Source organism: Shewanella sp. SM55 (assembly GCF_025654025.1).
In the GTDB taxonomy this organism is placed as follows: Bacteria; Pseudomonadota; Gammaproteobacteria; order Enterobacterales; family Shewanellaceae; genus Shewanella; species Shewanella oncorhynchi.
The window spans coordinates 1-20809 of the sequence record NZ_JAKKRS010000017.1 but is presented as its reverse complement, the minus strand read 5'-3'; the positions used below and the strand labels follow the sequence as shown (position 1 = coordinate 20809).

The following is a 20809-nucleotide window of genomic DNA, read 5'->3' as shown; positions in this document are numbered from 1 at the left end:
TTTGTGCTTAGTTATTCCAAGCTTCAGGAGCAAAGAGATAACCTTGTCCCCAAACGGTTTTAATTCTGAAAGGTGTCTCGATATTATCGTTGAGTTTTTTACGTAATCTAGAGATCCGCACGTCAATTTTTCGATCTTTACCATCGAAATCAATATTGAGTAACAACTGATAAATATACTGACGGCTGAGCACTTGGCCCGCTTGCGAGGCCAGTAACCACAGCAATTCGAATTCATGGCTGGTGAGATCGATTTCAGTTTCATTAAGACGAATCGCATGGGTATGCGGGTCGATACTCAATTTACCGAAGGTTAGACAATGTGATTCTGCCTGTGGTGGCTGATTCTGACGGCGAAGTAAGTTGTTGATCCGCGCAACTAACAGAGCAGGATCGACGGGCTTGACCACGTAGTCATCGGCACCGAGTTCTAGTCCTTTGATTTGATCTTCGCTTGAGCCAAGTGCGCTCATCAATAGGATTGGACCTGCGAAATAATCGGGCAGTTTCTCACACAGAGTGAGACCATCCATGCCCGGTAGCATAATGTCTAACAGTATGATATCTGGCTTGTAATTGATTAATCGTGTTAGCACTGTATCGCCACGGCGTTCAACTTCAACATGCATACCATGGGATTTTAGGTAATCTACAATCAAGTTTGCTAGGCGAACGTCGTCTTCAACCAATAATACTCTGTGGTTCGATTGTGGGCTTGTCATTAAAATAAACTCCAAGGGTTGCGGTAACGTCTGCGAACCTGAGGTTGTGATGCAGAAGTGATTTTAAGTTTGGCACCAGCCAAAGTTTGGTTACTGTCTTTACTCACCATGACAAATTGAATATCCGTCATAGTGTGGATTTTCATGCTTAACGTATGGGTTGAAACTGAATCACTGCACCATTTGGGATAGGCGGCGTTGTCGGACAAGATACAGATAAGCTCATCTTTAGCGAGTTCCCACTGTAGTTCTATATAGACGTCACAGGCCTCAGTTTCTGAACTTGTGATGCAAATTTCGGGTGTGAGTTTGAGTGCCGAGTCGCGAGTTTTGGCTTGTGCTGAACTTTGGCCCATCAAGCCGAGGCTTAGACCTATAAAGCAAAACAAGCTTAACTGAGGCAGTGTCACTAACGTTAGAACCTATAGGCAGCGCCGATAAAGTAGGTGCTGCTATAGTCTTGGTCTAACAAGGGACTGGCGGCAATCTCATCGGCAATTAGAGTGTAACGAACTGCCAACAGTAGATCCCAATTGTCAGTTAATATGTAACGGGCCGTCATTTCCGCACCTTTATCCCAACCTGATTTTGCTTGATATTTTTCGCTCCAATAGGCGTTTTCACTGGGTCTAACGCTGTAATAATAATCCACTACGGCTTGGCTCTTCCAATCAAATACCAGCGCAAACTCAAAAATGAAACGATCGTAATCCCAACCATAGGTCCATTTTATTTGTGCTTCTGAACCTTGATGCACATTAAACATATCATGAGTGTACGCCAATCTAATAATACCGAGCCGCGTATAGATGAATGCTTCGGCACCGCCAAGTAAGGTGAAGTTCCGAGTCTCTAAGGAATTAAACTCAGGCTCGGGCTCAGTCGATAAATACATACTATTTATGGCTTTGGCTTCAACTTGAGTGCCACGATTCAAAAAGATATTTGATGGGTCCCATTGATAGAAGTAGGCTCTATCTAAGCTATAACTTGTTACTAAGTTAATTGTAAAGCTTTCTTGCTCGGCTAAGGTATAACCTAAATTACCATTGTCGAAGAACCAGTGTTCGCCGTAATAGGCCACTGTTGGAATAAAGAACAATGGAATATCGTCAAAATCCCTGAGTGGATTGCTTTTTTGTCCCCAGCCTATGGCGATGCCTAGATCCCAGTTGTTCATCTCAATACATTGATTTTCTGGTGCACAGGCTTCTTTCGCCATTCCGATTGCAGGCAAAATACTTAAACTTGTAATGAGGACAAAAAGAATACGATACATGATTTAACGATTAAGGGCTGAGGTTAACAATACAGGAAAACAGATTAGCATTTTATGCTCAATTCAACAGTGGTTTCATTCACGGAGATGCAAAATGATACAGCTATCAATTAAATAATAAATTTATGGATTGCACAATATGTTGATAGTCATGCTAAAAGCTTATCTTGGCAGCTTTCGTACGGTTAATTGTGGATGTTAAATTTTGTGTTTTATAAGTTTCGAGTGTAACTGAAATGATGTTAATTATGATGTAAAAGCTGTGTTGCTTGGAAATAATAATGCCATTCGCAAGTGTGAATGGCACAGACTGAAGCCGAATAACCTACTTTGCGGTAATAACACAGAGATTAGAATGAAGATTAATTGACCTCAGTAACTGACTTGTAGCCCATTTCTGTCAATTGATCGTTTACACAATCAAGCACATATTGTTTTAGCTCAGCATTTTCGACTTGATCTTCAGAGGCCATCTGCTGGCACACTTCTTTCAGCTGAGCGAGATCGGCTGCTGGTGCAGGCGGTAAAGAGGAGTCGTCAGCAAAGGAAGTGAAACTTACTAATGCCAATAGAGTAAAAACAGCTGATAACTTATTCATTTTATTTCCTTTAGTTATGTATTGTTAACCACAGATTAAGATGCATTCTCTTAATTCCACTGTGCCAACATCAGCAATTTATCACTGCTATTCTGTTTTAGATATAAATAATTTTTACCTTTCTTGATTAAGGTTTTTTACCTTGTTTTCCCTTGATTCGCTTCAAGTAAATGGGCTGGCTGAGTGTACTTTATTTGCTCTAGTTTGATTCATTCTCAGCATCTTTTGCTGCTTGAGTTAGGTTCACACCCCCCCCTCTGAACTCATGCGTGCTAAGTTGGCTCTTCTGAACTTGTGCTTGAAATTAATTGATGAAACTCTGCACATAAACTTATGTGCTTAACTTATGCGCTTAATTGTGTGTACAGTAGAACTTGGATTTCTTTCAAAAATGCTGCTTACATCACTTTAAGGACTTATTTGCGATAAAGTGCATTATTATCACTGTTTATGGTCGATTTTTAATGAAGGTTTAATCGCCGCTGTTAACTGAATTATGCGGTAGTTATAAGAAGTCATATAAAATGAGATATGACGCATGTTGTAGGCCGTTTTTTTCTAGAATATTGAATTAAAAAGAATTAATTTTTATGTGTTTTTTAGTTTAAATTTTATTTTACAGTTTATTATTTTAACTTTATGTTTTTATTGTTTATTTTTATGTGTTCGTTTGTTTTTGATGATTACATTGCTAAGATTATAGCTATCCTCTAGAATGCGCCGCTCTCGCAGGTGCGCGTGCATAAGATTAATGGCAAATGCTATTGATTTTTATTGAATTGTTGATTTTTCTCTAGGGGAACTCTGTGTCTACAAAACTGGCTAATCCAGCGCCATTAGGTTTAATGGGCTTTGGTATGACAACAATTTTGTTAAACATTCATAATGCGGGATATTTCCCTATTGATTCTATGATCTTAGCCATGGGGATTTTTTACGGTGGCATTGGTCAAGTGATTGTGGGGATTATGTGTTTCATGCGCGGCGATACTTTCGGTACGACGGCATTTACCTCATACGGTTTGTTTTGGTTAACGCTAGTGGGCCTCATTTTAATGCCTAATGCTGGCATTGCGGCGAGTCCAACGTATTTTATGGGCTGGTATTTAACGCTTTGGGGCATATTCACGGCATTCATGTTTGTGGGTTCTTTGCGTTATCCAAGAGCCAAACAGTTTGTGTTTGCTTCTTTAACTATCTTATTTTTCCTGCTGGCGGCGCGTGATTTTACGGGTAGCGCCTTGATTGGCACTATTGCGGGCTTTGAAGGGATACTTTGCGGTGCGAGTGCGATTTATTTTGCGATGGCGCAGGTGCTTAATAATGAGTATGGCCGTACGATTTTACCGGTTGGTGAATTGAAAAAGTAACGATTCAGCAATGCAGAGTTGTAAAAAAGGCTGATGAAGATCAGCCTTTTTTATGGGTGTTTTTAGCTGTACTAGATTTTAGTTTTAATATAGGCCACAGCTGCTTCATCTAAGCTACGGAGAGAAACATAACTCGTGCCTGCTTTGTGGGTGATCAAGAAGCCTTTTTCAGTTTCTTTAATCCGGTAAATGTCGGTCCATAAAATTTGGCTGGTCACAGACATGGATTGAGTGTGAATCCCTTGCTCATCAATGGTGAGTGTGACCTCATTGCTGGCCGCTTTACTCATCATCTGACGCATCAACCACCATGCTTTGTGATACTTCACATTTAGCGCTTCTATAACACCTAACCCAACAAAAAAGTAAGCTAAATAAAGGCTAATATCGGTGAAAATAAGCGCGATACCTATCAGGGTTAATCCAATGGCTTTGTAGTAAGGTTTGAGCGTGGGATCTGGTACCACTGATTGCGTATAGCATTCATCGAAATGGGCTTTATCTAAAATATACGTTGTGGAATATGAATAGGGCGTTGGCATCATGTCATCTAATTGAGGTGGCACTTAATGCGGGCTAGTGTAGCGATTACAGTGATGAAAGTAACTAACCTTGCTATTGCAAGCATGAATGAGCACTTTGGTGTTTTCAAATTCGACGTTCAAACCCGCTCGTTAATACAGGTCAAGATATGAGTTGGACAGAAATACGGCAACGGCTATATTAGTCTTGCCGTAAGCATTACTCGATTTTCGTGATTTGACACAAGGAGTGCAAAACATCATGGCCTTAGTCCCCAAAGATTTTGTAAATTACAAATCAACGCCGGTTTTCAACCATGACAACGTTCCTAAAATGTTGCTGCACATGCACAATACTAAGGCTGGCGTATATGGGCAGATCCAAGTGTTAACGGGCAGCTTAAAGTTTTATGGCTATACGGGTAGCAGGGGCGAATTAGATAAAGAAATTATTATTCGCGCAGGTGAAACCGCCATTTCACATCCTGAATATTGGCATAAAGTGGAGCTACTGACCGAAGATACTCAGTTTAGACTCCACTTTTATGCCCATAAGGATTCGGCCATAGTGGCGCAGCAACAATCCGAGCGAAGCGAATAGTACCTGGCTCCTATACCCTATTCACTACATGCGGTTCTTGGCTACTTCTTTTTAATAACGATTTACGCTAATAGCGATTTCGTTCCGTTGGAATATCAGTTAAATACTCCACAAATTCCACTTCAAAACCATGGGCATCGAAGAAGTAAATATTGCGTCGATAGGGATCGTCCATGCCATCTTTGGCAATAGGGAAACCTGCTTGGGTCAGTCTTGCTATCACAGCATCTAAGTTGTCGGTCACAAAGGCAAAATGCGCCAGTCCAATTTGATGACCAGCCAAATCGCGGTTTTCACCTTCACCATTGTCACTAAAAGCAATGTATTGATAATCATCACCAAAATGAATCCAATTACGGGGTTTGCCGTACCAAGTGCCTTTATCGCCACCGCGAACACGCCAATGGGGGAAAGCCGCTTGATAAAAGCGCAGTGCTGCGGGGATGTCGTCTACCACTAAATTGATATGCTCTAAATGAATCATAATGCGTTCCTTGTAATGATTTTAGTCTGTTGCTGGTGGTTAAAATCTCAAGCCGCTTACATACCGTAACAGTACTCCTGCTGTTTTGGGTACGCTTGATTGGCATGTTGTTCACGAATGGGGGCTAATGCTTGGGCGTATTGATGCAGCATATATAAGCTGTATTGCACTCTTTCCCTAAGCGCGATATCGCGGGCACTCTCAGGGATTGCATTGAGTACATGGCTGACATTTCGGATGATTAAGTGATCGGGTATGGGCACTAATTTATTGTTTTTAAGGGCATTCATCTTCACTTCAACGATAGGGTAGGTACCGCTAATACCATCCGATATTGAAACTAATAAGGCGGGTTTATGGGCGGTTTCTTCGCGAGTACACATCAACAAAAAGTTCTTCAGTAATGGTGATGCCATGCCGCCCCATTCCGGGGTGATCAGCACTAGCGCATCGGCTTCATCGACTCTGTGTTCTATTTCGGGCCAGTGTTCACCTTTGTTGTCTTCTTCTCCATCCCAAAAGGGCAGATTAAACAGGCATAGTTCTAAGTGATGTATCGTGTCGTAACCCATGTTGTGGGGAGATGAGAAACTGCTTTCCGCGATATAACGACCGACTTTAGCACTTTGTGAATCGGGTCTTTGGCTGGTGCTGATGATGAGTAATTTCATTAAGTAAACCTATTTGTTTATAAATTATTTGTAAGGTAATTGCTTTATTTAATATTGTAAAGGATAAAGTAAATAAAAAAGTTTATTTAATCTGTTAAAGCAGCGGAGATTGGGAGATAATGCTTCGGCTGAAATCGGGGAGACTCAATGAAAACTACTGATAAGATTATTCAATTACTCAAGTTGCATGGCCCGCTTACTGCTAAAACCTTAGCGGAGGAATTGGCGTTAACGACTATGGGGGTGCGTCAACATCTGCAAGCTTTGGAAGATATGGGCGATGTGGATATTGAGGATCGAGTTGAAGGCCGCGGTCGCCCAACACGTTACTGGGGATTGACTGAACAAAGCCGTACTCACTTTGCCGATCGCCATGAGGAATTGACGGTACAGCTGATTGACTCGGTAAAAATGATCTTTGGCGACCAAGGCTTGGATAAGCTTATCGGTCACAGGGAGCAAAGTGCGTTAGTCCAATATCGTGCGGCAATGGAAGGTGCTACTGATATTCCGACACGTTTGGCCATCCTTGCGAAATTACGCTCGAACGAAGGTTATATGGCGACCATGGAACACATCGATGGCGTGTATTTTTTACTCGAAAATCATTGTCCAATCTGCGCTGCAGCGACTAAGTGTTTGAACTTTTGCCGCTCTGAGTTGCAACTTTTCCAGCAGTTATTCGCTGATATTGCCGTGGTGAGCCGCGAAGAACATATCATCGAAGGTGCTCGCCGCTGTGCATATAAGATTGCGGCAATTAAAGTTGCGACGATAGTTTAGTAGTGCACTTAAGTTGTTCGCTTGAGGCGTTTTATCTGTGGGATAAAACGTCACTGAAAGCTAACGCTATATATTAAGCATTCGTTCTGGGCTTAAACCTCGGAGCTTAGGGCTTATCAGGTTCGTGATAGGCCAATAAGGTTTCGAAACGAGGATGCCCTTTAAGTTGTGAGAAATCAGCTTCATCCAACGCTAGCTCTTTGAAGGATGCGCTGTTATGGATGGCGCGTTCCAAATCAGAAATTGCCCTATCTTCAACACCTAAACACGCAAAGGCGCAGGCTCTTTGATAAAAAGCATGGGCGTTAGTTGGGTCAACTTCCAAAACACGATTACATAGGCTTTGTGCCCAATTAAATTCGCGCATTTCCATTGCGGCATCGGCCTTATAGGTCAGCGCTTCCAAGTCTCCAGGTCGAATCGTGAGGATTTCATCGTAGACTTCAATTTTTTGTTCGGGAGTCTGGGCACTTTGGGCACGTAGCCACAGATTATGAATTTCATTAATCACTTCTATTTCACGATTATTGTCTGTGATAGTACGACTCTTATGCTTGAGTTCTTGCTCGAGTAATTTGAACTTTTCTTCGTATTGTTCGGCAATACTCTGTAGCTGATTCGCGGCCAGTTTGGCGGTATGTGTCTTGATTTCCCGTAGGGATTGCCAGCCGATAAAGGCGACTAAAGAGGCGACGCCGGCGATCATATAAAAGAAGTAAGTGACAGTGACATTGGCGTAATTCATCGACTTGTCGGCAACGGCCAGTTCGCGATCTGTGATATCTATGGTGAGGCGCCGCTCAAGATCCTGTTGATCGTATCTGAGAGATTTGAGTTCATCGAAGACGTAGCGCTCTATCAGCGGTTTATCATGGATGGCGAAAGGTTGAGGCGCTTCAGGGGGATTTACTGCATCGCTCGCTTGAGTGAAGAATGAGCTCGCGAGTATCACTAAAAACAAGGCTAAAAATAGCAGGTTCGAACGTATCATAACGGGACTTGCAGATAAGTTTTTGATGCGGTAACCACTCACAATAAGATGAATTGAACGCCTAGCTTAACAAATTTTGCTTAGTTTGATCTAATTTTGCTCTAAATAACCTCTGTGATGCTTACTGTATTGGCTCGCTATGACCTGAACTCGCATCCTGCTAGAATGGCTATCCCATTCATATTTCGTCATTTGTGGTGTTATGCAGTCTAAGCGCGGCCGACTCGATCGTTATCTTTGTACCCAGTTACACACTCACCGTAAAGCGGTGCGTGAACTGTTACTCTTGGGCCGAGTTCGTGTCGATGGATTGATAGTGAAGGACATGGATAGGCAAGTGGATGAGTTTTCTCACATCCAACTCGATGGGCAAATATTACAGGCCAACACGCCAGTTTACTTGATGTTGCATAAGCCGATTGGCGTGGTGAGCGCGACTAAAGATACTCAGCATAAAACTGTGATTGATTTGCTCGATTGCGAAGCCCGTGATGAGTTACATATCGCGGGTAGGCTAGATTTAAATTCTTCGGGTTTGTTATTACTGACCAATGACAGCCGCTGGTCTGATGCACTAATGTCACCGACGCATAAGGTCGATAAAGTGTATCGCGTCACCTTAGCTAATCCATTAACTGAAGAATATATAGCCGCATTTGCCGAAGGCATGTATTTCAGCTTTGAAGATATAATGACTCAGCCCGCTAAATTGGTGATCATTGCTGACCATGTTGCTGAAGTGACTTTAAAGGAAGGTAAGTACCATCAAATTAAGCGGATGTTTGGCCGCTTTCGAAACCCAGTTGTTGGTCTACATAGATTATCAATAGGTGATATTGTGTTGGATGAAGCTCTGGCGTCGGGCGAAAGTCGTGTGCTGACTGCCGCAGAAGTGGCTTGTATCCGCTGCAAACCGGTAGCTTAGAGACATAGGGCAATTCAATTTATCAGCCATTATTCTGCGTATTCTAAATATAAAAATGGACTTGAGAATCAGGTGTCCCAAGCCCGTGATATGGGATTAGAGATCGGCGTGGGGGCCGAATACTTCATAGTGCATGTTTTCAGCTGAGACACCCAGAACGAGTAATTGTTGCTTGATGGCTGACATGAATCCAATAGGTCCGCAGAAATAGTAACGTGCATGGGGAAGCAGTTGCTCTGCGACTTTGCTTAATTCCATTTGTCCTTCAAAATCATAATCTGTACCCACCACATCGGTTGAACTCGGCTTGCGATACCAAACATGGCTCTTCAGATTATGATGTTGCTGGCGCTTGGTGTGAATAGCCTGTTTGAAACCATGTACATCACCTTGCTCACAGGCATGTAGCCAAGTAATAGCACTTGGATGTTGCAACTTGATCAATTGATTCAACATGCTTTTCATCGGTGTTTGACCCACTCCTGCCGAAATGAGCACTACGGGGATGTCCGCCCCAACTTCTAAGATAAAATCTCCCGCCGGCGGCATAACTGCAATTTTGTCACCGATATGCATGGTATCGTGTAGCAGATTAGATACTTGGCCACCTAATTCACGTTTCACACTGATGCGGTAGCTGTTGCCATTCGGTGCATCGGATAGGGAATATTGGCGGATTTCTTCATATGCTAAATTGGGATGTTTTAGCTTCAAACTTAAGTACTGACCGGGAATGAAATCTTTAACTGGTTTACCATCTTCGGGCGTCAATATGAAGGAGGTAATGACTGTGGACTCAGTCTTTTTCGCGCTAATGATAAACTGACGCTCACCCAACCAACCGCCATCTTGTTCTGCATGTGCCTGATAAATTTGAGCTTCTCGTTGAATAAAGATATCTGCTAAAAATCCATAGGCCTGCGCCCAAGCTTCTAATACTTCTTCTGTTACTGCATCACCGCCTAACTCTTTAAGGGTGGCTAATAAGTGGCTGCCGACGATCGCATATTGCTCAGGCTTGATCAGAAATCCTGTATGTTTTTGGGCAATGCGCTCGACAGTCGAACTTAGCACCGCTAAGTTTTCAATATTTTTAGCATAAGCCGCGACGGCGTTGAACAGGGCAACAGGCTGGCCACCAGAATGCTGGTGTGCCAAGTTAAATACATCTTTTAATTCAGGATTATGTTTGAACATACGTTCATAAAAATGGGTCGTCAGCGCAGGGCCTGCGGATTCGAGTAAGGGGATAGTGCTCTTGATAACTTGGATTGTACGGCTGTCCAACATAGAAAATCCTTAACGTGCAAATATTATGAATGTTAAATGAGTTTAAAGATCTATTTGATTTGGATCAATAGTGATGATCGCAATTTGTGCTACCGATAAGCGTGATTAAGGTCATTTGAAGTGCTTTATCAAAGCGGGTACGAGATAGGGGGTGGTAAATAAACGTATTATTTCAATACATTACAGATGGTTTAAGGGAGGTTAACTGCAACAGCAAAGCTTATTGCAGTCATAGTGTGGTTTTTTGACTTAGAGTTTAAATGCACTCACTTGATTGCGCATACTGTTGGCGAGTTTAGTTAAATTAACCACAGATTCACTTAATTCAGCCGCCGATGCGGTGGAATGTTCGGCAATATCGCTGATGGCAATAATACTGCGATTAATGCTTTCGGCAACGCTACTTTGTTCTTCGGCAGCGGTCGCAATATGAGTATTAAGTTCTGTGATGCTATCTACTGAGGAGACGATTTCTTTCAGTGCTTGGCCTGCTTGATTCGCTTTATCATTAGCATCATCTACTTGATTTATACCTATTTCCATAGCGTTAACTGCTTCTTTAACGCCTTGTTGTAGTGTGGCAATCATGGCCTCAATTTCTTGGGTAGACTTTTGGGTGCGCTGCGCAAGGGTCCGCACTTCATCCGCAACGACTGCAAAGCCGCGGCCTTGTTCCCCCGCGCGGGCCGCTTCAATGGCGGCATTTAATGCCAATAGATTGGTTTGCTCGGCAATGCTTTTTATCACATCGAGTACGCGGCCGATATTTTGGCTTTCATTAGACAGAAATCCAATGACTTGTGCCGTTTTTTGAATTTGATCAGATAATTGCGACATACTGCTAATCGATTGCATCACAATATTATTGCCATTGGCGGCATAGGTATCGGCATCTTTGGCTGAATCTGCCGCTGCAGATGCGCTTTGGGCGACTTCTGCGACCGTTGCCGTCATCTCATTCATGGCCGTTGCAGTTTGCTCCGTTTCGGCTTGCTGCTGTTGCATACGTTTATTGGTTGCCTGCGTGAAGCTACTTAACTCATTTGCTGAACTATTAACGGTATTTGCCGCTTCGGCAATCGAATGAAGAATGCCCCGCAAGTGTTCAATAACTTGGGTGAGGCTAGTGGATATTTGTCCTAGTTCATCGTGATTAAAAGTAGTGAATTTGACGGTAAGATCAGAGTCTTGATGGATCAGCTTAAGTTTACTGAGAATGTCATTAATAGGATTCATCACGCTGCGATTGACCCAGAGCCCAATCACAATACTGATAATCATGGCGGCACAGGCTAATGCTACAAAAATAGTGATTGAAGATTGGTAAATGGCATTCACACGATCTTTTTCTTCGCCTGCCACGCGAATTTGCAGTGCAATCAGTTCAGATATTTGGTTACTGATGGGGTCTATGACTTGGTAAAGCGGCAGGATATTGGCCGATAATTGGCTTGATACATCACCATTTAATCCTCTTAAGCGTGAGACCAGAGTGTCAATCTGTTGATTTGCGGGTGAGAACAGCACTTCGGCTTGTTTTACGAGTCGGGATTCTTCTGAGGTAAGTTCAGTGGCTAAGTATTTTTGCCAATGCTGGGTAATGGTAGATTTGGCACTGTCTAGCGCTTCAGCTGCTTGAGAGGCGGTGAAACCACCCGCGTTCGCCTTATTGACCGCATCGATAACATCGACCGCGTATTTATCAGCAATCACTTTTAAATCGTCTAGTGGCACAACTCTATCGCCATAGATACGTTCAACACCCGATTCAATTTTACCCATCATATTAATGGCGAGAAAGCCAATCGTCATTAGCATTACAAGGGGAACCAGAATGCCGATAAACATTTTTTGTTTTATTTGTAAACCGTTCATATGGATAGCCTCAGTGAACTAAAGAGTCCTTTAGGCAGAACTCTATCTATCCCTATGATGAGTCTGTAACAATAGGTATAGCAAATCTGAGGAAAGAGGGGAGAGTTACAGAAAATTTATTTTGCTTTAGATACAAAAAAACCTCGCTTGGCGAGGTTTAAATGTTGGTACAGATGAGAGGACTTGAACCTCCACGCCCTTGCGAGCACCAGCACCTGAAGCTGGCGTGTCTACCAATTCCACCACATCTGCATGGCTATTCGATATTTCATCGAATTGACAATCTTAACACTGTGAATCTTAACTTTTGAACTGCAATTTGGTACAGGTGAGAGGACTTGAACCTCCACGCCCTTGCGAGCACCAGCACCTGAAGCTGGCGTGTCTACCAATTCCACCACACCTGCACTGTACCTATCGCAGTTCTCTAAAATAAGTCGCTATCGCAACCCATTTAAAGATGGTGCCCGAACCCGGAATCGAACCAGGGACACGAGGATTTTCAATCCTCTGCTCTACCGACTGAGCTATTCGGGCGACGGGCGCAATTTAAAGGCTTTTCGGGTTTTGAGTCAATAGATTTTTACTAAATAACGGAAAAAGTGACTCAGTTGGATAAGATTTACACGAAAGTGTCATTTGTGTTGGTATTGAGAATGTAAAAATAGCCAAACCACTATCCACACTGAGAACTTAGCGTTATCTATTTATGGCTTATCTAGGGTCACCAAGCAAAAAAATGCCCCTATTAAAGGGGCATTCTCGGTTAGTTTGATAAGATTTCATTGTTTGGGAAGTTAGCTTGCATTACCATGAGCACGTTTTGCTTCAGCTTGCTCTGACCTAATTCGCCATAAGCTTCTATCATTATCTCTAATGCCCGTTCATTTGAAGGGGTGCCAGGGTATGTTTCCATTACAGATTGTGCTCGGATTGCTGCGGCGCTCCATGCATTCATCTTGAGATAATACTCGGCAACTTGAATTGAATATTTTGCTAAGCGATTCTTCAACGCTAACATGCGTTTTTGCGCATCGGCGGCATATTTGCTGTTAGGGTAGGTTTTGATTAGACGATCAAAATCTTTGAAAGCATCTTGAGCATTTTTAGGGTCACGATCGGTTCGGTCGATATTAAGCATGTCGTGGAACATGTAATTGTCGGCTTGCATGTTCACTAAACCGCGCATATAGAACACATAGTCTACATCTGGATGAGTTGGATTAAGACGGATAAATCTGTCTATGTTCGCAATACCAGAAGCGACATCGTCCATTTTATAGTAAGCATATATCAGGTCTAACTGGACTTGAGTTTTGTGAGGTCCGAAGGGGAAGCGTGAGTCTAACGCTTCCAAAGAACGGACAGCTTTAGAGTAATTGCCAAGCTCCATAGAGGTTCTTGCCTGAGTATAAAGTACATCAGGTGACGTTTTGGCGGCAATATCGTTATCATCAGGGCTGCTGCTACAGGCTGATAACGCTAGTGAAAATAGGACTAAGGTAACGCCTTTGGAAAATTTATACATACTTGAATTCAATTCTTTTTAAGTTGTAGTTAAGAATTTTTCCATTTCACTATAAAATAGAAAACATCCGATTGTAACAGATAGCACACATTTTTTGACCCCTAAATGGGGATACGGTTCCTATGACACAAGAGATTAATCTAAAAAGCGAGATTTCGGCAACACAAACTGGACTGAGATTAGATCAGGCCCTAGCAGAGTTGTTCCCAGATTACTCGCGCACGCGCATCAAGGAATGGATCCTATCTGATGCAGTTCATGTTGACGGCGTTGTCGTTAATAAGCCCCGAGAGAAAGTTTATGAGCTGCAACAGATACTCATAGATGCCACTCTTGAAGAAGAAGTTCACGCAGCGGCACAGGCCATTGATCTGGATATCGTCTATGAAGATGACGACATTATTGTGATCAACAAGCAAGCGGGACTCGTGGTTCACCCTGGTGCTGGCAATGCCGATGGCACTTTGATGAATGCACTATTGCACCATTGTCCCGATATTGAGCATGTACCACGTGCTGGTATTGTGCACCGTCTGGACAAGGATACTACAGGTTTAATGGTTGTAGCCAAAACCGTTGAAGCGCAAACCCATTTAGTTGCCGCCTTGCAGGCCCGTGAAATCACTCGTGAATACGAAGCGATTGTGATGGGGACTATGACAGGTGGCGGTACTGTTGATGAGCCGATTGGTCGTCATCCAACGAAACGTACTCATATGGCGGTGCATCACTCAGGTAAACCTGCTGTGACGCATTATCGTGTGGCGGAAAAATTCCGTAACCACACTCGTCTAAGATTGCGCCTTGAATCGGGTCGTACTCACCAAATTCGTGTGCACATGGAATACATAGGCCACGTATTAGTGGGCGATCCTGTGTATGGTGGTCGTCCAAAACCGCCGAAATGGGCCAGCCCAGAGTTTTTTGATATTCTGAAAAACTTCAAGCGCCAAGCTCTGCACGCTGTGCGTCTTGAATTAGCGCACCCTGTGAGTTGTGAAATCATGAGCTGGCACGCGCCAATTCCTGAAGACATGGTGATTTTGACGAAAGCACTGCGTCAAGACACAGTCGAGCATCCTATCGAGTATTTGTAAGTGTTTAATCACGATTGGCCTGTTCCCGCTAATGTTGGCATCGCTATGACAAATCGTCATGGCGGTGTGAGCGTGCATCCCTATGACAGTTTGAATCTTGGACTGCATGTCGGTGATGCGTCAGAGCTGGTGATGGCTAATCGTGAATTACTCTGCAAACAATTAGCGTTAACCGCTGAGCCTGTCTGGCTCGAGCAAGTGCATGGTACTCATGTGCTTAATTTAGATGCGCTGAGCTTAGCTCCTGCTGTGGATACACAGATTGCTGATGCCTGTTACAGCCGAACCGCGAGCCTAGTTTGCGCTATAATGACTGCCGATTGTTTACCTGTGTTGTTGTGTAATCAAGCAGGAACCGAAGTGGCTGCAGCCCATGCCGGTTGGCGTGGTTTATGTGATGGCGTGATTGAGGCCACCGCGGCGCAGTTTAGTTCACCTATGGATGAGTTGATTGCCTACCTCGGCCCGGCTATTGGTCCACAAAAATTTGAAGTCGGTGTTGAAGTACAGCAAGCCTTTTGTACTTTACATCCGCAGTCGGCAGCGTGTTTTATTCCAAGTGGTAACAAGTATCTTGCCGATATTATTGGCTTGGCTAAATTACGCTTGAGTTTACTCGGTATAAACCATATTTATAGCGCAGATATCTGCACAGTCAGCGACACGGATTACTTCTCTTATCGTCGCGATAAGGTGACGGGACGCATGGCTTCATTGATCTGGCTTAAGTCTTAAGCTAATTCCCCTACAGTTTGTATTTATTTGCGCGTTATTCTCTTGAATTTGGCTAAATAGCCCCCATCTTTTAACTAACGAAATGTAATACCAATCCTATTTAGATCTCTCCATTAGCGGTACTGATTTTAAAGCCACTAAATTGGCAAGATGTCTTATGGATTGGCATATCTCTACTATATGAGTGTTAGGAGGCTGTATGCGACTCGATCGTATGACCAATAAATTTCAGCTTGCCATCTCTGATGCCCAGTCACTCGCACTTGGGCGTGATCATCAGTTTATTGAACCGCTGCATTTGATGATGGCATTGTTGAACCAAGATTCAGGTTCAATCCATCCCTTATTGACCCAAGCTGGCATTCGAGTGAGTGCGCTGCGATCGCTCTTGAGTCAAGAGCTGGAACGCTTACCTCAAGTCGAAGGTACGGGCGGCGATGTGCAATTATCCCAAGGTTTAATCCGTTTATTAAATCTGTGCGATAAATTGGCGCAAAAGCGTAAAGACAAATATATTTCTAGCGAATTATTTGTATTAGCTGCGTTAGAAGGTGCCGATGCCCTTGCGCAAGCGTTGAAAAAAGCCGGCGCGACCAAAGAGTTGATGGAGCAAACCATTGAACAAATGCGTGGCGGCCAAAAAGTGGATGATCCGAACGCTGAAGATCAACGCCAAGCGTTGAAGAAGTTTACTATCGATCTGACCGAGCGAGCTGAACAAGGCAAGTTAGATCCTGTGATCGGCCGTGACGATGAAATTCGCCGTACGATCCAAGTGTTACAACGTCGCAGTAAAAACAACCCCGTCCTTATCGGTGAACCGGGTGTGGGTAAAACGGCGATTGTTGAAGGACTTGCCCAGCGTATCGTTAATGGTGAAGTCCCCGAGGGAATTAAAAATAAGCGTGTCTTATCCCTCGATATGGGCTCATTGATTGCGGGCGCTAAATATCGCGGTGAGTTCGAAGAACGTTTAAAAGCGGTATTGAATGAGTTAGCGCAGGAAGAAGGTCAAGTGATCCTCTTCATCGACGAACTGCATACTATGGTCGGCGCCGGTAAAGGTGAAGGCGCAATGGATGCGGGGAACATGCTCAAACCTGCGTTAGCACGTGGTGACTTGCACTGTGTGGGTGCGACAACGCTCGATGAGTATCGTCAGTATATTGAAAAAGATGCGGCGCTTGAACGTCGTTTCCAAAAAGTGCTGGTGGATGAGCCAAGCGTTGAAGACACCATTGCCATTTTGCGTGGACTGAAAGAACGTTATGAGCTGCATCACCATGTGGAAATTACCGATCCGGCGATTGTGGCGGCAGCGACCATGTCGCACCGCTATGTGTCGGACCGTAAGTTACCCGATAAAGCGATCGATTTGATCGATGAAGCGGCATCGAGTATCCGTATGCAAATGGACTCAAAACCTGAGTCACTCGACAGGCTCGAACGTCGTGCTATCCAGCTCAAACTGGAGGAGCAGGCGTTAGCCAAAGAAAATGATGAGGCGAGTCGTCGCAGGCTTGACCATCTGCAAGAGGAATTACGTGACGTTGAAGCGAAAGCTTCAGAGTTGAACGAAATCTGGCGTACTGAAAAAGCCGCATTAGCGGGCACTCAGCACATAAAAGCCGATCTCGAACAGGCTCGAATGGACTTAGAAGTGGCGCGTCGTGCGGGTGATTTAACTCGGATGTCTGAGCTGCAATACGGTCGTATACCTGAACTTGAAAAACAGCTCGATTTGGCATCGCAAGCCGAAATGCAGGACATGACGTTATTGCGTAACAAGGTTACTGAGTTCGAAATCGCCGAAGTATTGTCGAAAGCGACGGGAATACCCGTATCGAAAATGCTTGAAGGCGAGCGCGAAAAATTACTGCAAATGGAAGTGGCACTGCATGAACGAGTGATCGGTCAAAACGAAGCCGTCGATGCGGTCGCGAATGCGATTCGTCGTAGCCGCGCGGGTCTGGCGGATCCAAATCGCCCGATTGGCTCGTTCCTGTTCTTAGGTCCAACGGGTGTAGGTAAAACTGAGCTTTGTAAATCACTGGCGAGGTTCTTATTTGATACCGAATCGGCTTTAGTGCGGATCGATATGTCTGAGTTTATGGAGAAACACTCAGTATCGCGTTTAGTGGGTGCGCCTCCAGGATACGTAGGTTATGAAGAGGGCGGTTACTTAACGGAAGCCGTTCGTCGTAAACCTTATTCAGTGATATTGCTCGACGAAGTCGAGAAAGCGCATCCCGATGTGTTTAACATTTTACTGCAAGTGCTTGATGATGGGCGCTTAACCGATGGTCAAGGTCGTACTGTCGATTTTAGAAATACAGTGATCATCATGACCTCGAACTTAGGCTCCGACATTATCCAAGAAGGATTTGGTCAAGTGACCTATGCAGAGATGAAAGCAGCGGTAATGAATGTGGTGACTCACAGTTTCAGACCCGAGTTTTTAAACCGCATCGATGAATCTGTGGTGTTCCATCCATTGGATGCTGCCAATATCAAGCGTATTGCTTCGATACAAATTGCTTCCTTACGCCAACGTTTGGCTGAAAAGGACTATACATTGGAGATCACCGACGAGGCATTATCATTGATTGCGGAAATTGGTTTCGATCCTGTGTATGGTGCAAGACCGTTGAAACGGGCATTGCAGCAAGAAGTCGAAAACCCGCTGGCGCAGAAATTACTGCGTGGTGACTTGTTGCCGGGTAAACCGATCAAGGTCAGCTGTGCGGGTGGCGAGTTAGTGTTCGAGCAATAACCAGTAGTCAGTATCGCTCCCGCTTCAAGCACTAAACGAAAAGAGCCGAGTTAAAAACTCGGCTCTTTTTATTGCATTAGCATTAATCATTCTTCGTTAATGGCTATTTCTTATCACAGAAGAGTTTGATTCTTTCCTGCTGCTGGGCAATCGAGGTTTGGCGGTCTTCCTCAGTCATAGCGACAGATTCACCCGAGTCTGAAGTTTGACGGATAAGCTTAGTATGCGTTGTGAGTATTTCTAAATTGTGTTTTGCACTCTCACAAATGGATTTAGCCTGTTTGGCGTCTTTTTCTTTAATCAGCGCCGCTGACTTTTCTAATTCATTGGCTTCAGAAGTGGGATCTGCTTTCTTTATCGGCGCGATAAAACCGACTTTCGCTTGCTCTAAATCTTCACTGTAGAGTTTTTCTGCTTTGATTTTTTCTTGTTGTGGTGCTTGTTGACTGTAATGCGTTACCCCATTTTCATCGACCCAAGTATAGATAACGCCCGCAGAAACGGGGCCAATGAAAAGACTGAGCCAGAGCCATCGATACAGTATTGTTCTGAACATGTTCACTTTTAACATCGAAATTATCCCTAACTGGTCTCTCATCGACATGATAATAAAATATGTTATCTTGAAAGCTAACTTCTCTTCACTGAACTAGCGTAATAAGTGTATGCAAAATTCTTCAAATCAAGCAGTAAAGAATAAAGGTATCTATTTACTACCTAATCTTTTTACGACAGCAGGATTATTTTCTGGCTTTTATGCCGTGATTGCTTCCATGAATGCTAACTTTGAAGCTGCTGCAATAGCCATTTTTATAGCCATGATCTGTGATGGTCTCGATGGTCGAGTCGCAAGACTGACCAATACCCAAAGTGATTTTGGTGCCGAATATGACAGTATGGCGGATATGGTGTCCTTCGGAATGGCACCAGCACTACTCGCCTACAATTGGGCATTAGCCGACTTAGGTAAAATTGGTTGGTTGGCAGCATTTATCTATTGTGCAGGTGCGGCATTAAGACTCGCTCGATTTAATACGCAAGTGGGGGTCGCCGATAAGCGTTATTTTCAAGGTCTCGCGAGTCCAGCCGCTGCAGCAGTTATTGCTGGCAGCATTTGGCTGGGTAATCAATACAGTCTCGATGGAAAAAATATCAGTTGGATTGCAGCCCTTGTGACTGCGGCAACGGGTCTATTGATGGTCAGCAATTTCCGCTATCACTCTTTTAAAGAAATTGACTGGCGTGGCAAGGTTAACTTTATCGTGATCTTACTGGTCGTCGGTGTATTTGTGGTGGTGTCTGTTCAACCTGCTTTGATCTTATGTGTCGGCTTTTACTTATATGCGATTTCAGGCCCAATCATTACGATTCGAACTGTGAGAAAACTCAAAGTCGCACATGTTATAGGAGATGATGTCGTGGCGAATGTCGAAACGGTTCCCTCGGCCCAAGCCGCTGCACAAACTCAAGTCGTTACAGATCTCGAGAAAGAGAAACAAGAAGAGCATAAATCTTAGGGCTCGTTCTTTTGAGCATTGCTTATCATTAGCTAGGTGTAAATAAGAGTAAGACATCACACAGGGCATAACGTTTTTAGAGGTTTGCTGATAGATATAGCGAAAAATAGCTATCAACTTCTGTTTATGCCCATTCAATCTATTAAAACTCCAGCAATAGGCTATTCCTTCTGCCAGACTTATCAACCCAAACAGCGATATTGCTCAGTATCGCAGTATATTTCTGCAGTTTGGTGGTTATTTATTCGCTTGGCGCAGATTGTTAAAAAAGCCCTTGCACAAAATCTTCTGCTGCCTATAATGCGCATCCACTGACACGGCAGACAGCGTTAAGCAGCCTGATGTGACAGTTCATCAATGAGTTTATTGATTGATGAGTGTTAAGAAAGTTTGCAAAAACTCCTTGACGCGAAACGGGAAATGCGTAGAATACGCAGCCCTAGCCAACTGGAAGCGTTCGACGCTCAGTGTGGTACTCAAGTTCTCTTACGAATATTGAGTTGCTCTTTAACAAGATAAAACAAGAAATCTGTGTGGACACTCACAGGTGTTGAGTTAATCGAAACTGCTTAACCTTCGGGTTGGCAGTCAAAAATTTAAATCAATGTAACAATGAGTGTTCATAGCAATATGTACATAATTTTGATTTCGCTTTTTTAAAAGCGGAAACAAATGACAGAATTCATTGAGCAGCTGAAGTCGCAAGACGGAAGCAACAAAACTTTAATTGAAGAGTTTGATCATGGCTCAGATTGAACGCTGGCGGCAGGCCTAACACATGCAAGTCGAGCGGCAGCACGAGGGAGTTTACTTCTGAGGTGGCGAGCGGCGGACGGGTGAGTAATGCCTAGGGATCTGCCCAGTCGAGGGGGATAACAGTTGGAAACGACTGCTAATACCGCATACGCCCTACGGGGGAAAGGAGGGGACCTTCGGGCCTTCCGCGATTGGATGAACCTAGGTGGGATTAGCTAGTTGGTGAGGTAATGGCTCACCAAGGCGACGATCCCTAGCTGTTCTGAGAGGATGATCAGCCACACTGGGACTGA

20 protein-coding genes, 3 tRNA genes and 1 rRNA gene are annotated in these 20809 nt (G+C 43.9%); 9 read left to right on the top strand and 15 right to left on the bottom strand.

Annotation, left to right across the window (positions count from 1 at the left end; genetic code table 11):
- Nucleotides 1-7: 7 nt before the first annotated feature.
- The 4 genes from L5L91_RS18545 to L5L91_RS18530 all read right to left on the bottom strand — a co-directional run bounded on the left by L5L91_RS18545 (nucleotide 8) and on the right by L5L91_RS18530 (nucleotide 2599).
- Nucleotides 8-721 carry a response regulator gene (locus L5L91_RS18545; protein WP_006080570.1) on the bottom strand — a complete coding sequence of 238 codons (714 nt, stop codon included), beginning with the start codon at nucleotides 719-721 and terminating at the stop codon, nucleotides 8-10.
- Nucleotides 721-1131, bottom strand: a complete 411-nt coding sequence (locus tag L5L91_RS18540; RefSeq protein WP_263164174.1) for a DUF3019 domain-containing protein — start codon at nucleotides 1129-1131, stop codon at nucleotides 721-723. The genes L5L91_RS18545 and L5L91_RS18540 overlap by 1 nt, the downstream gene beginning before the upstream one ends.
- 5 nt (nucleotides 1132-1136) lie before the next feature.
- Nucleotides 1137-2000: a MipA/OmpV family protein gene (locus tag L5L91_RS18535; protein WP_263164172.1), complete on the bottom strand. Its 864-nt coding sequence runs from the start codon at nucleotides 1998-2000 to the stop codon at nucleotides 1137-1139.
- A 362-nt stretch (nucleotides 2001-2362) separates the two neighbouring features.
- Nucleotides 2363-2599: a hypothetical protein gene (locus L5L91_RS18530; RefSeq protein WP_028759260.1), complete on the bottom strand. Its 237-nt coding sequence runs from the start codon at nucleotides 2597-2599 to the stop codon at nucleotides 2363-2365.
- An 806-nt stretch (nucleotides 2600-3405) separates the two neighbouring features.
- Here L5L91_RS18530 and L5L91_RS18525 point away from each other — a divergent pair.
- The gene (locus L5L91_RS18525; RefSeq protein ID WP_113939919.1) at nucleotides 3406-3969 is read left to right on the top strand and encodes an acetate uptake transporter; all 564 of its coding nucleotides are present in this window, start codon (nucleotides 3406-3408) and stop codon (nucleotides 3967-3969) included.
- Between the two features lie 71 nt (nucleotides 3970-4040).
- Here L5L91_RS18525 and L5L91_RS18520 read toward each other — a convergent pair whose 3' ends face one another.
- Nucleotides 4041-4511 carry a YcxB family protein gene (locus L5L91_RS18520; protein WP_219250433.1) on the bottom strand — a complete coding sequence of 157 codons (471 nt, stop codon included), beginning with the start codon at nucleotides 4509-4511 and terminating at the stop codon, nucleotides 4041-4043.
- 241 nt (nucleotides 4512-4752) lie between these two features.
- On the opposite strand from L5L91_RS18520, the gene L5L91_RS18515 reads away from it, so the two are divergent.
- Complete coding sequence (locus tag L5L91_RS18515; protein WP_168825047.1) at nucleotides 4753-5091, top strand: DUF1971 domain-containing protein; 339 nt, start codon at nucleotides 4753-4755, stop codon at nucleotides 5089-5091.
- A gap of 67 nt (nucleotides 5092-5158) precedes the next feature.
- Here the strand turns inward: L5L91_RS18515 and L5L91_RS18510 are convergent, their stop codons facing one another.
- On the bottom strand, nucleotides 5159-5575 hold the full coding sequence (locus tag L5L91_RS18510) for a VOC family protein (RefSeq protein WP_113939921.1): 417 nt from the start codon (nucleotides 5573-5575) through the stop codon (nucleotides 5159-5161).
- A 56-nt stretch (nucleotides 5576-5631) separates the two neighbouring features.
- Entirely contained in the window at nucleotides 5632-6246 is a 615-nt protein-coding gene (locus L5L91_RS18505; protein WP_028759265.1) for an NADPH-dependent FMN reductase, read from the bottom strand.
- Between the two features lie 147 nt (nucleotides 6247-6393).
- Between L5L91_RS18505 and L5L91_RS18500 the strand changes: the two genes are divergently transcribed.
- Nucleotides 6394-7029 carry a helix-turn-helix transcriptional regulator gene (locus L5L91_RS18500; RefSeq protein WP_113939922.1) on the top strand — a complete coding sequence of 212 codons (636 nt, stop codon included), beginning with the start codon at nucleotides 6394-6396 and terminating at the stop codon, nucleotides 7027-7029.
- Between the two features lie 106 nt (nucleotides 7030-7135).
- Here the strand turns inward: L5L91_RS18500 and L5L91_RS18495 are convergent, their stop codons facing one another.
- Complete coding sequence (locus L5L91_RS18495) at nucleotides 7136-8062, bottom strand: TPR end-of-group domain-containing protein (protein WP_212601711.1); 927 nt, start codon at nucleotides 8060-8062, stop codon at nucleotides 7136-7138.
- A gap of 160 nt (nucleotides 8063-8222) precedes the next feature.
- Between L5L91_RS18495 and L5L91_RS18490 the strand changes: the two genes are divergently transcribed.
- Nucleotides 8223-8945 (top strand): pseudouridine synthase, encoded by a 723-nt coding sequence (locus L5L91_RS18490; protein WP_263164169.1) that lies wholly within the window; start codon nucleotides 8223-8225, stop codon nucleotides 8943-8945.
- A gap of 96 nt (nucleotides 8946-9041) precedes the next feature.
- On the opposite strand, the gene hmpA is transcribed toward L5L91_RS18490, so the two are convergent.
- The 6 genes from hmpA to L5L91_RS18460 all read right to left on the bottom strand — a co-directional run bounded on the left by hmpA (nucleotide 9042) and on the right by L5L91_RS18460 (nucleotide 13638).
- Nucleotides 9042-10235 carry an NO-inducible flavohemoprotein gene (gene hmpA / locus L5L91_RS18485; RefSeq protein WP_263164168.1) on the bottom strand — a complete coding sequence of 398 codons (1194 nt, stop codon included), beginning with the start codon at nucleotides 10233-10235 and terminating at the stop codon, nucleotides 9042-9044.
- Nucleotides 10236-10484: 249 nt separating this feature from the next.
- Nucleotides 10485-12110, bottom strand: a complete 1626-nt coding sequence (locus tag L5L91_RS18480) for a methyl-accepting chemotaxis protein (protein ID WP_173496965.1) — start codon at nucleotides 12108-12110, stop codon at nucleotides 10485-10487.
- A gap of 165 nt (nucleotides 12111-12275) precedes the next feature.
- Nucleotides 12276-12362: transfer RNA gene (locus L5L91_RS18475), tRNA-Leu, on the bottom strand.
- 68 nt (nucleotides 12363-12430) lie between these two features.
- Nucleotides 12431-12517 (bottom strand) — tRNA-Leu (locus L5L91_RS18470).
- 54 nt (nucleotides 12518-12571) lie between these two features.
- A tRNA-Phe gene (locus L5L91_RS18465) sits at nucleotides 12572-12647 on the bottom strand.
- A 229-nt stretch (nucleotides 12648-12876) separates the two neighbouring features.
- Nucleotides 12877-13638, bottom strand: coding sequence for an outer membrane protein assembly factor BamD (locus L5L91_RS18460; RefSeq protein ID WP_105249967.1), 762 nt, complete (start codon nucleotides 13636-13638; stop codon nucleotides 12877-12879).
- 122 nt (nucleotides 13639-13760) lie between these two features.
- Between L5L91_RS18460 and rluD the strand changes: the two genes are divergently transcribed.
- From rluD to clpB, 3 genes are all read left to right on the top strand, one after another.
- Complete coding sequence (gene rluD, locus L5L91_RS18455) at nucleotides 13761-14735, top strand: 23S rRNA pseudouridine(1911/1915/1917) synthase RluD (protein WP_212601714.1); 975 nt, start codon at nucleotides 13761-13763, stop codon at nucleotides 14733-14735.
- Nucleotides 14736-15470, top strand: a complete 735-nt coding sequence (gene pgeF, locus L5L91_RS18450; protein WP_263237404.1) for a peptidoglycan editing factor PgeF — start codon at nucleotides 14736-14738, stop codon at nucleotides 15468-15470.
- A 199-nt stretch (nucleotides 15471-15669) separates the two neighbouring features.
- On the top strand, nucleotides 15670-18243 hold the full coding sequence (gene clpB / locus L5L91_RS18445; RefSeq protein WP_263237403.1) for an ATP-dependent chaperone ClpB: 2574 nt from the start codon (nucleotides 15670-15672) through the stop codon (nucleotides 18241-18243).
- Nucleotides 18244-18346: 103 nt separating this feature from the next.
- On the opposite strand, the gene L5L91_RS18440 is transcribed toward clpB, so the two are convergent.
- On the bottom strand, nucleotides 18347-18814 hold the full coding sequence (locus L5L91_RS18440) for a DUF4124 domain-containing protein (protein WP_263237401.1): 468 nt from the start codon (nucleotides 18812-18814) through the stop codon (nucleotides 18347-18349).
- 94 nt (nucleotides 18815-18908) lie between these two features.
- On the opposite strand from L5L91_RS18440, the gene pssA reads away from it, so the two are divergent.
- Both pssA and L5L91_RS18430 read left to right on the top strand, forming a co-directional pair.
- On the top strand, nucleotides 18909-19760 hold the full coding sequence (gene pssA / locus L5L91_RS18435; protein ID WP_263237399.1) for a CDP-diacylglycerol--serine O-phosphatidyltransferase: 852 nt from the start codon (nucleotides 18909-18911) through the stop codon (nucleotides 19758-19760).
- A gap of 724 nt (nucleotides 19761-20484) precedes the next feature.
- A 16S ribosomal RNA gene (locus L5L91_RS18430) occupies nucleotides 20485-20809 on the top strand; the annotation flags it as partial.

Excerpts from the sequence above, each read along its gene's own strand:
- L5L91_RS18530 (WP_028759260.1), bottom strand. The coding sequence starts at position 2,599 with ATGAATAAGTTATCAGCTGTTTTTACTCTATTGGCATTAGTAAGTTTC.
- L5L91_RS18490 (WP_263164169.1), top strand. The coding sequence starts at position 8,223 with ATGCAGTCTAAGCGCGGCCGACTCGATCGTTATCTTTGTACCCAGTTA.
- hmpA (WP_263164168.1), bottom strand. The coding sequence starts at position 10,235 with ATGTTGGACAGCCGTACAATCCAAGTTATCAAGAGCACTATCCCCTTA.
- L5L91_RS18460 (WP_105249967.1), bottom strand. The coding sequence starts at position 13,638 with ATGTATAAATTTTCCAAAGGCGTTACCTTAGTCCTATTTTCACTAGCG.
- L5L91_RS18480 (WP_173496965.1), bottom strand. The coding sequence starts at position 12,110 with ATGAACGGTTTACAAATAAAACAAAAAATGTTTATCGGCATTCTGGTT.
- L5L91_RS18510 (WP_113939921.1), bottom strand. The coding sequence starts at position 5,575 with ATGATTCATTTAGAGCATATCAATTTAGTGGTAGACGACATCCCCGCA.
- clpB (WP_263237403.1), top strand. The coding sequence starts at position 15,670 with ATGCGACTCGATCGTATGACCAATAAATTTCAGCTTGCCATCTCTGAT.
- rluD (WP_212601714.1), top strand. The coding sequence starts at position 13,761 with ATGACACAAGAGATTAATCTAAAAAGCGAGATTTCGGCAACACAAACT.
- L5L91_RS18520 (WP_219250433.1), bottom strand. The coding sequence starts at position 4,511 with ATGCCAACGCCCTATTCATATTCCACAACGTATATTTTAGATAAAGCC.
- L5L91_RS18545 (WP_006080570.1), bottom strand. The coding sequence starts at position 721 with ATGACAAGCCCACAATCGAACCACAGAGTATTATTGGTTGAAGACGAC.
- L5L91_RS18440 (WP_263237401.1), bottom strand. The coding sequence starts at position 18,814 with ATGTTAAAAGTGAACATGTTCAGAACAATACTGTATCGATGGCTCTGG.
- pssA (WP_263237399.1), top strand. The coding sequence starts at position 18,909 with ATGCAAAATTCTTCAAATCAAGCAGTAAAGAATAAAGGTATCTATTTA.
- L5L91_RS18515 (WP_168825047.1), top strand. The coding sequence starts at position 4,753 with ATGGCCTTAGTCCCCAAAGATTTTGTAAATTACAAATCAACGCCGGTT.
- L5L91_RS18505 (WP_028759265.1), bottom strand. The coding sequence starts at position 6,246 with ATGAAATTACTCATCATCAGCACCAGCCAAAGACCCGATTCACAAAGT.
- L5L91_RS18500 (WP_113939922.1), top strand. The coding sequence starts at position 6,394 with ATGAAAACTACTGATAAGATTATTCAATTACTCAAGTTGCATGGCCCG.
- L5L91_RS18535 (WP_263164172.1), bottom strand. The coding sequence starts at position 2,000 with ATGTATCGTATTCTTTTTGTCCTCATTACAAGTTTAAGTATTTTGCCT.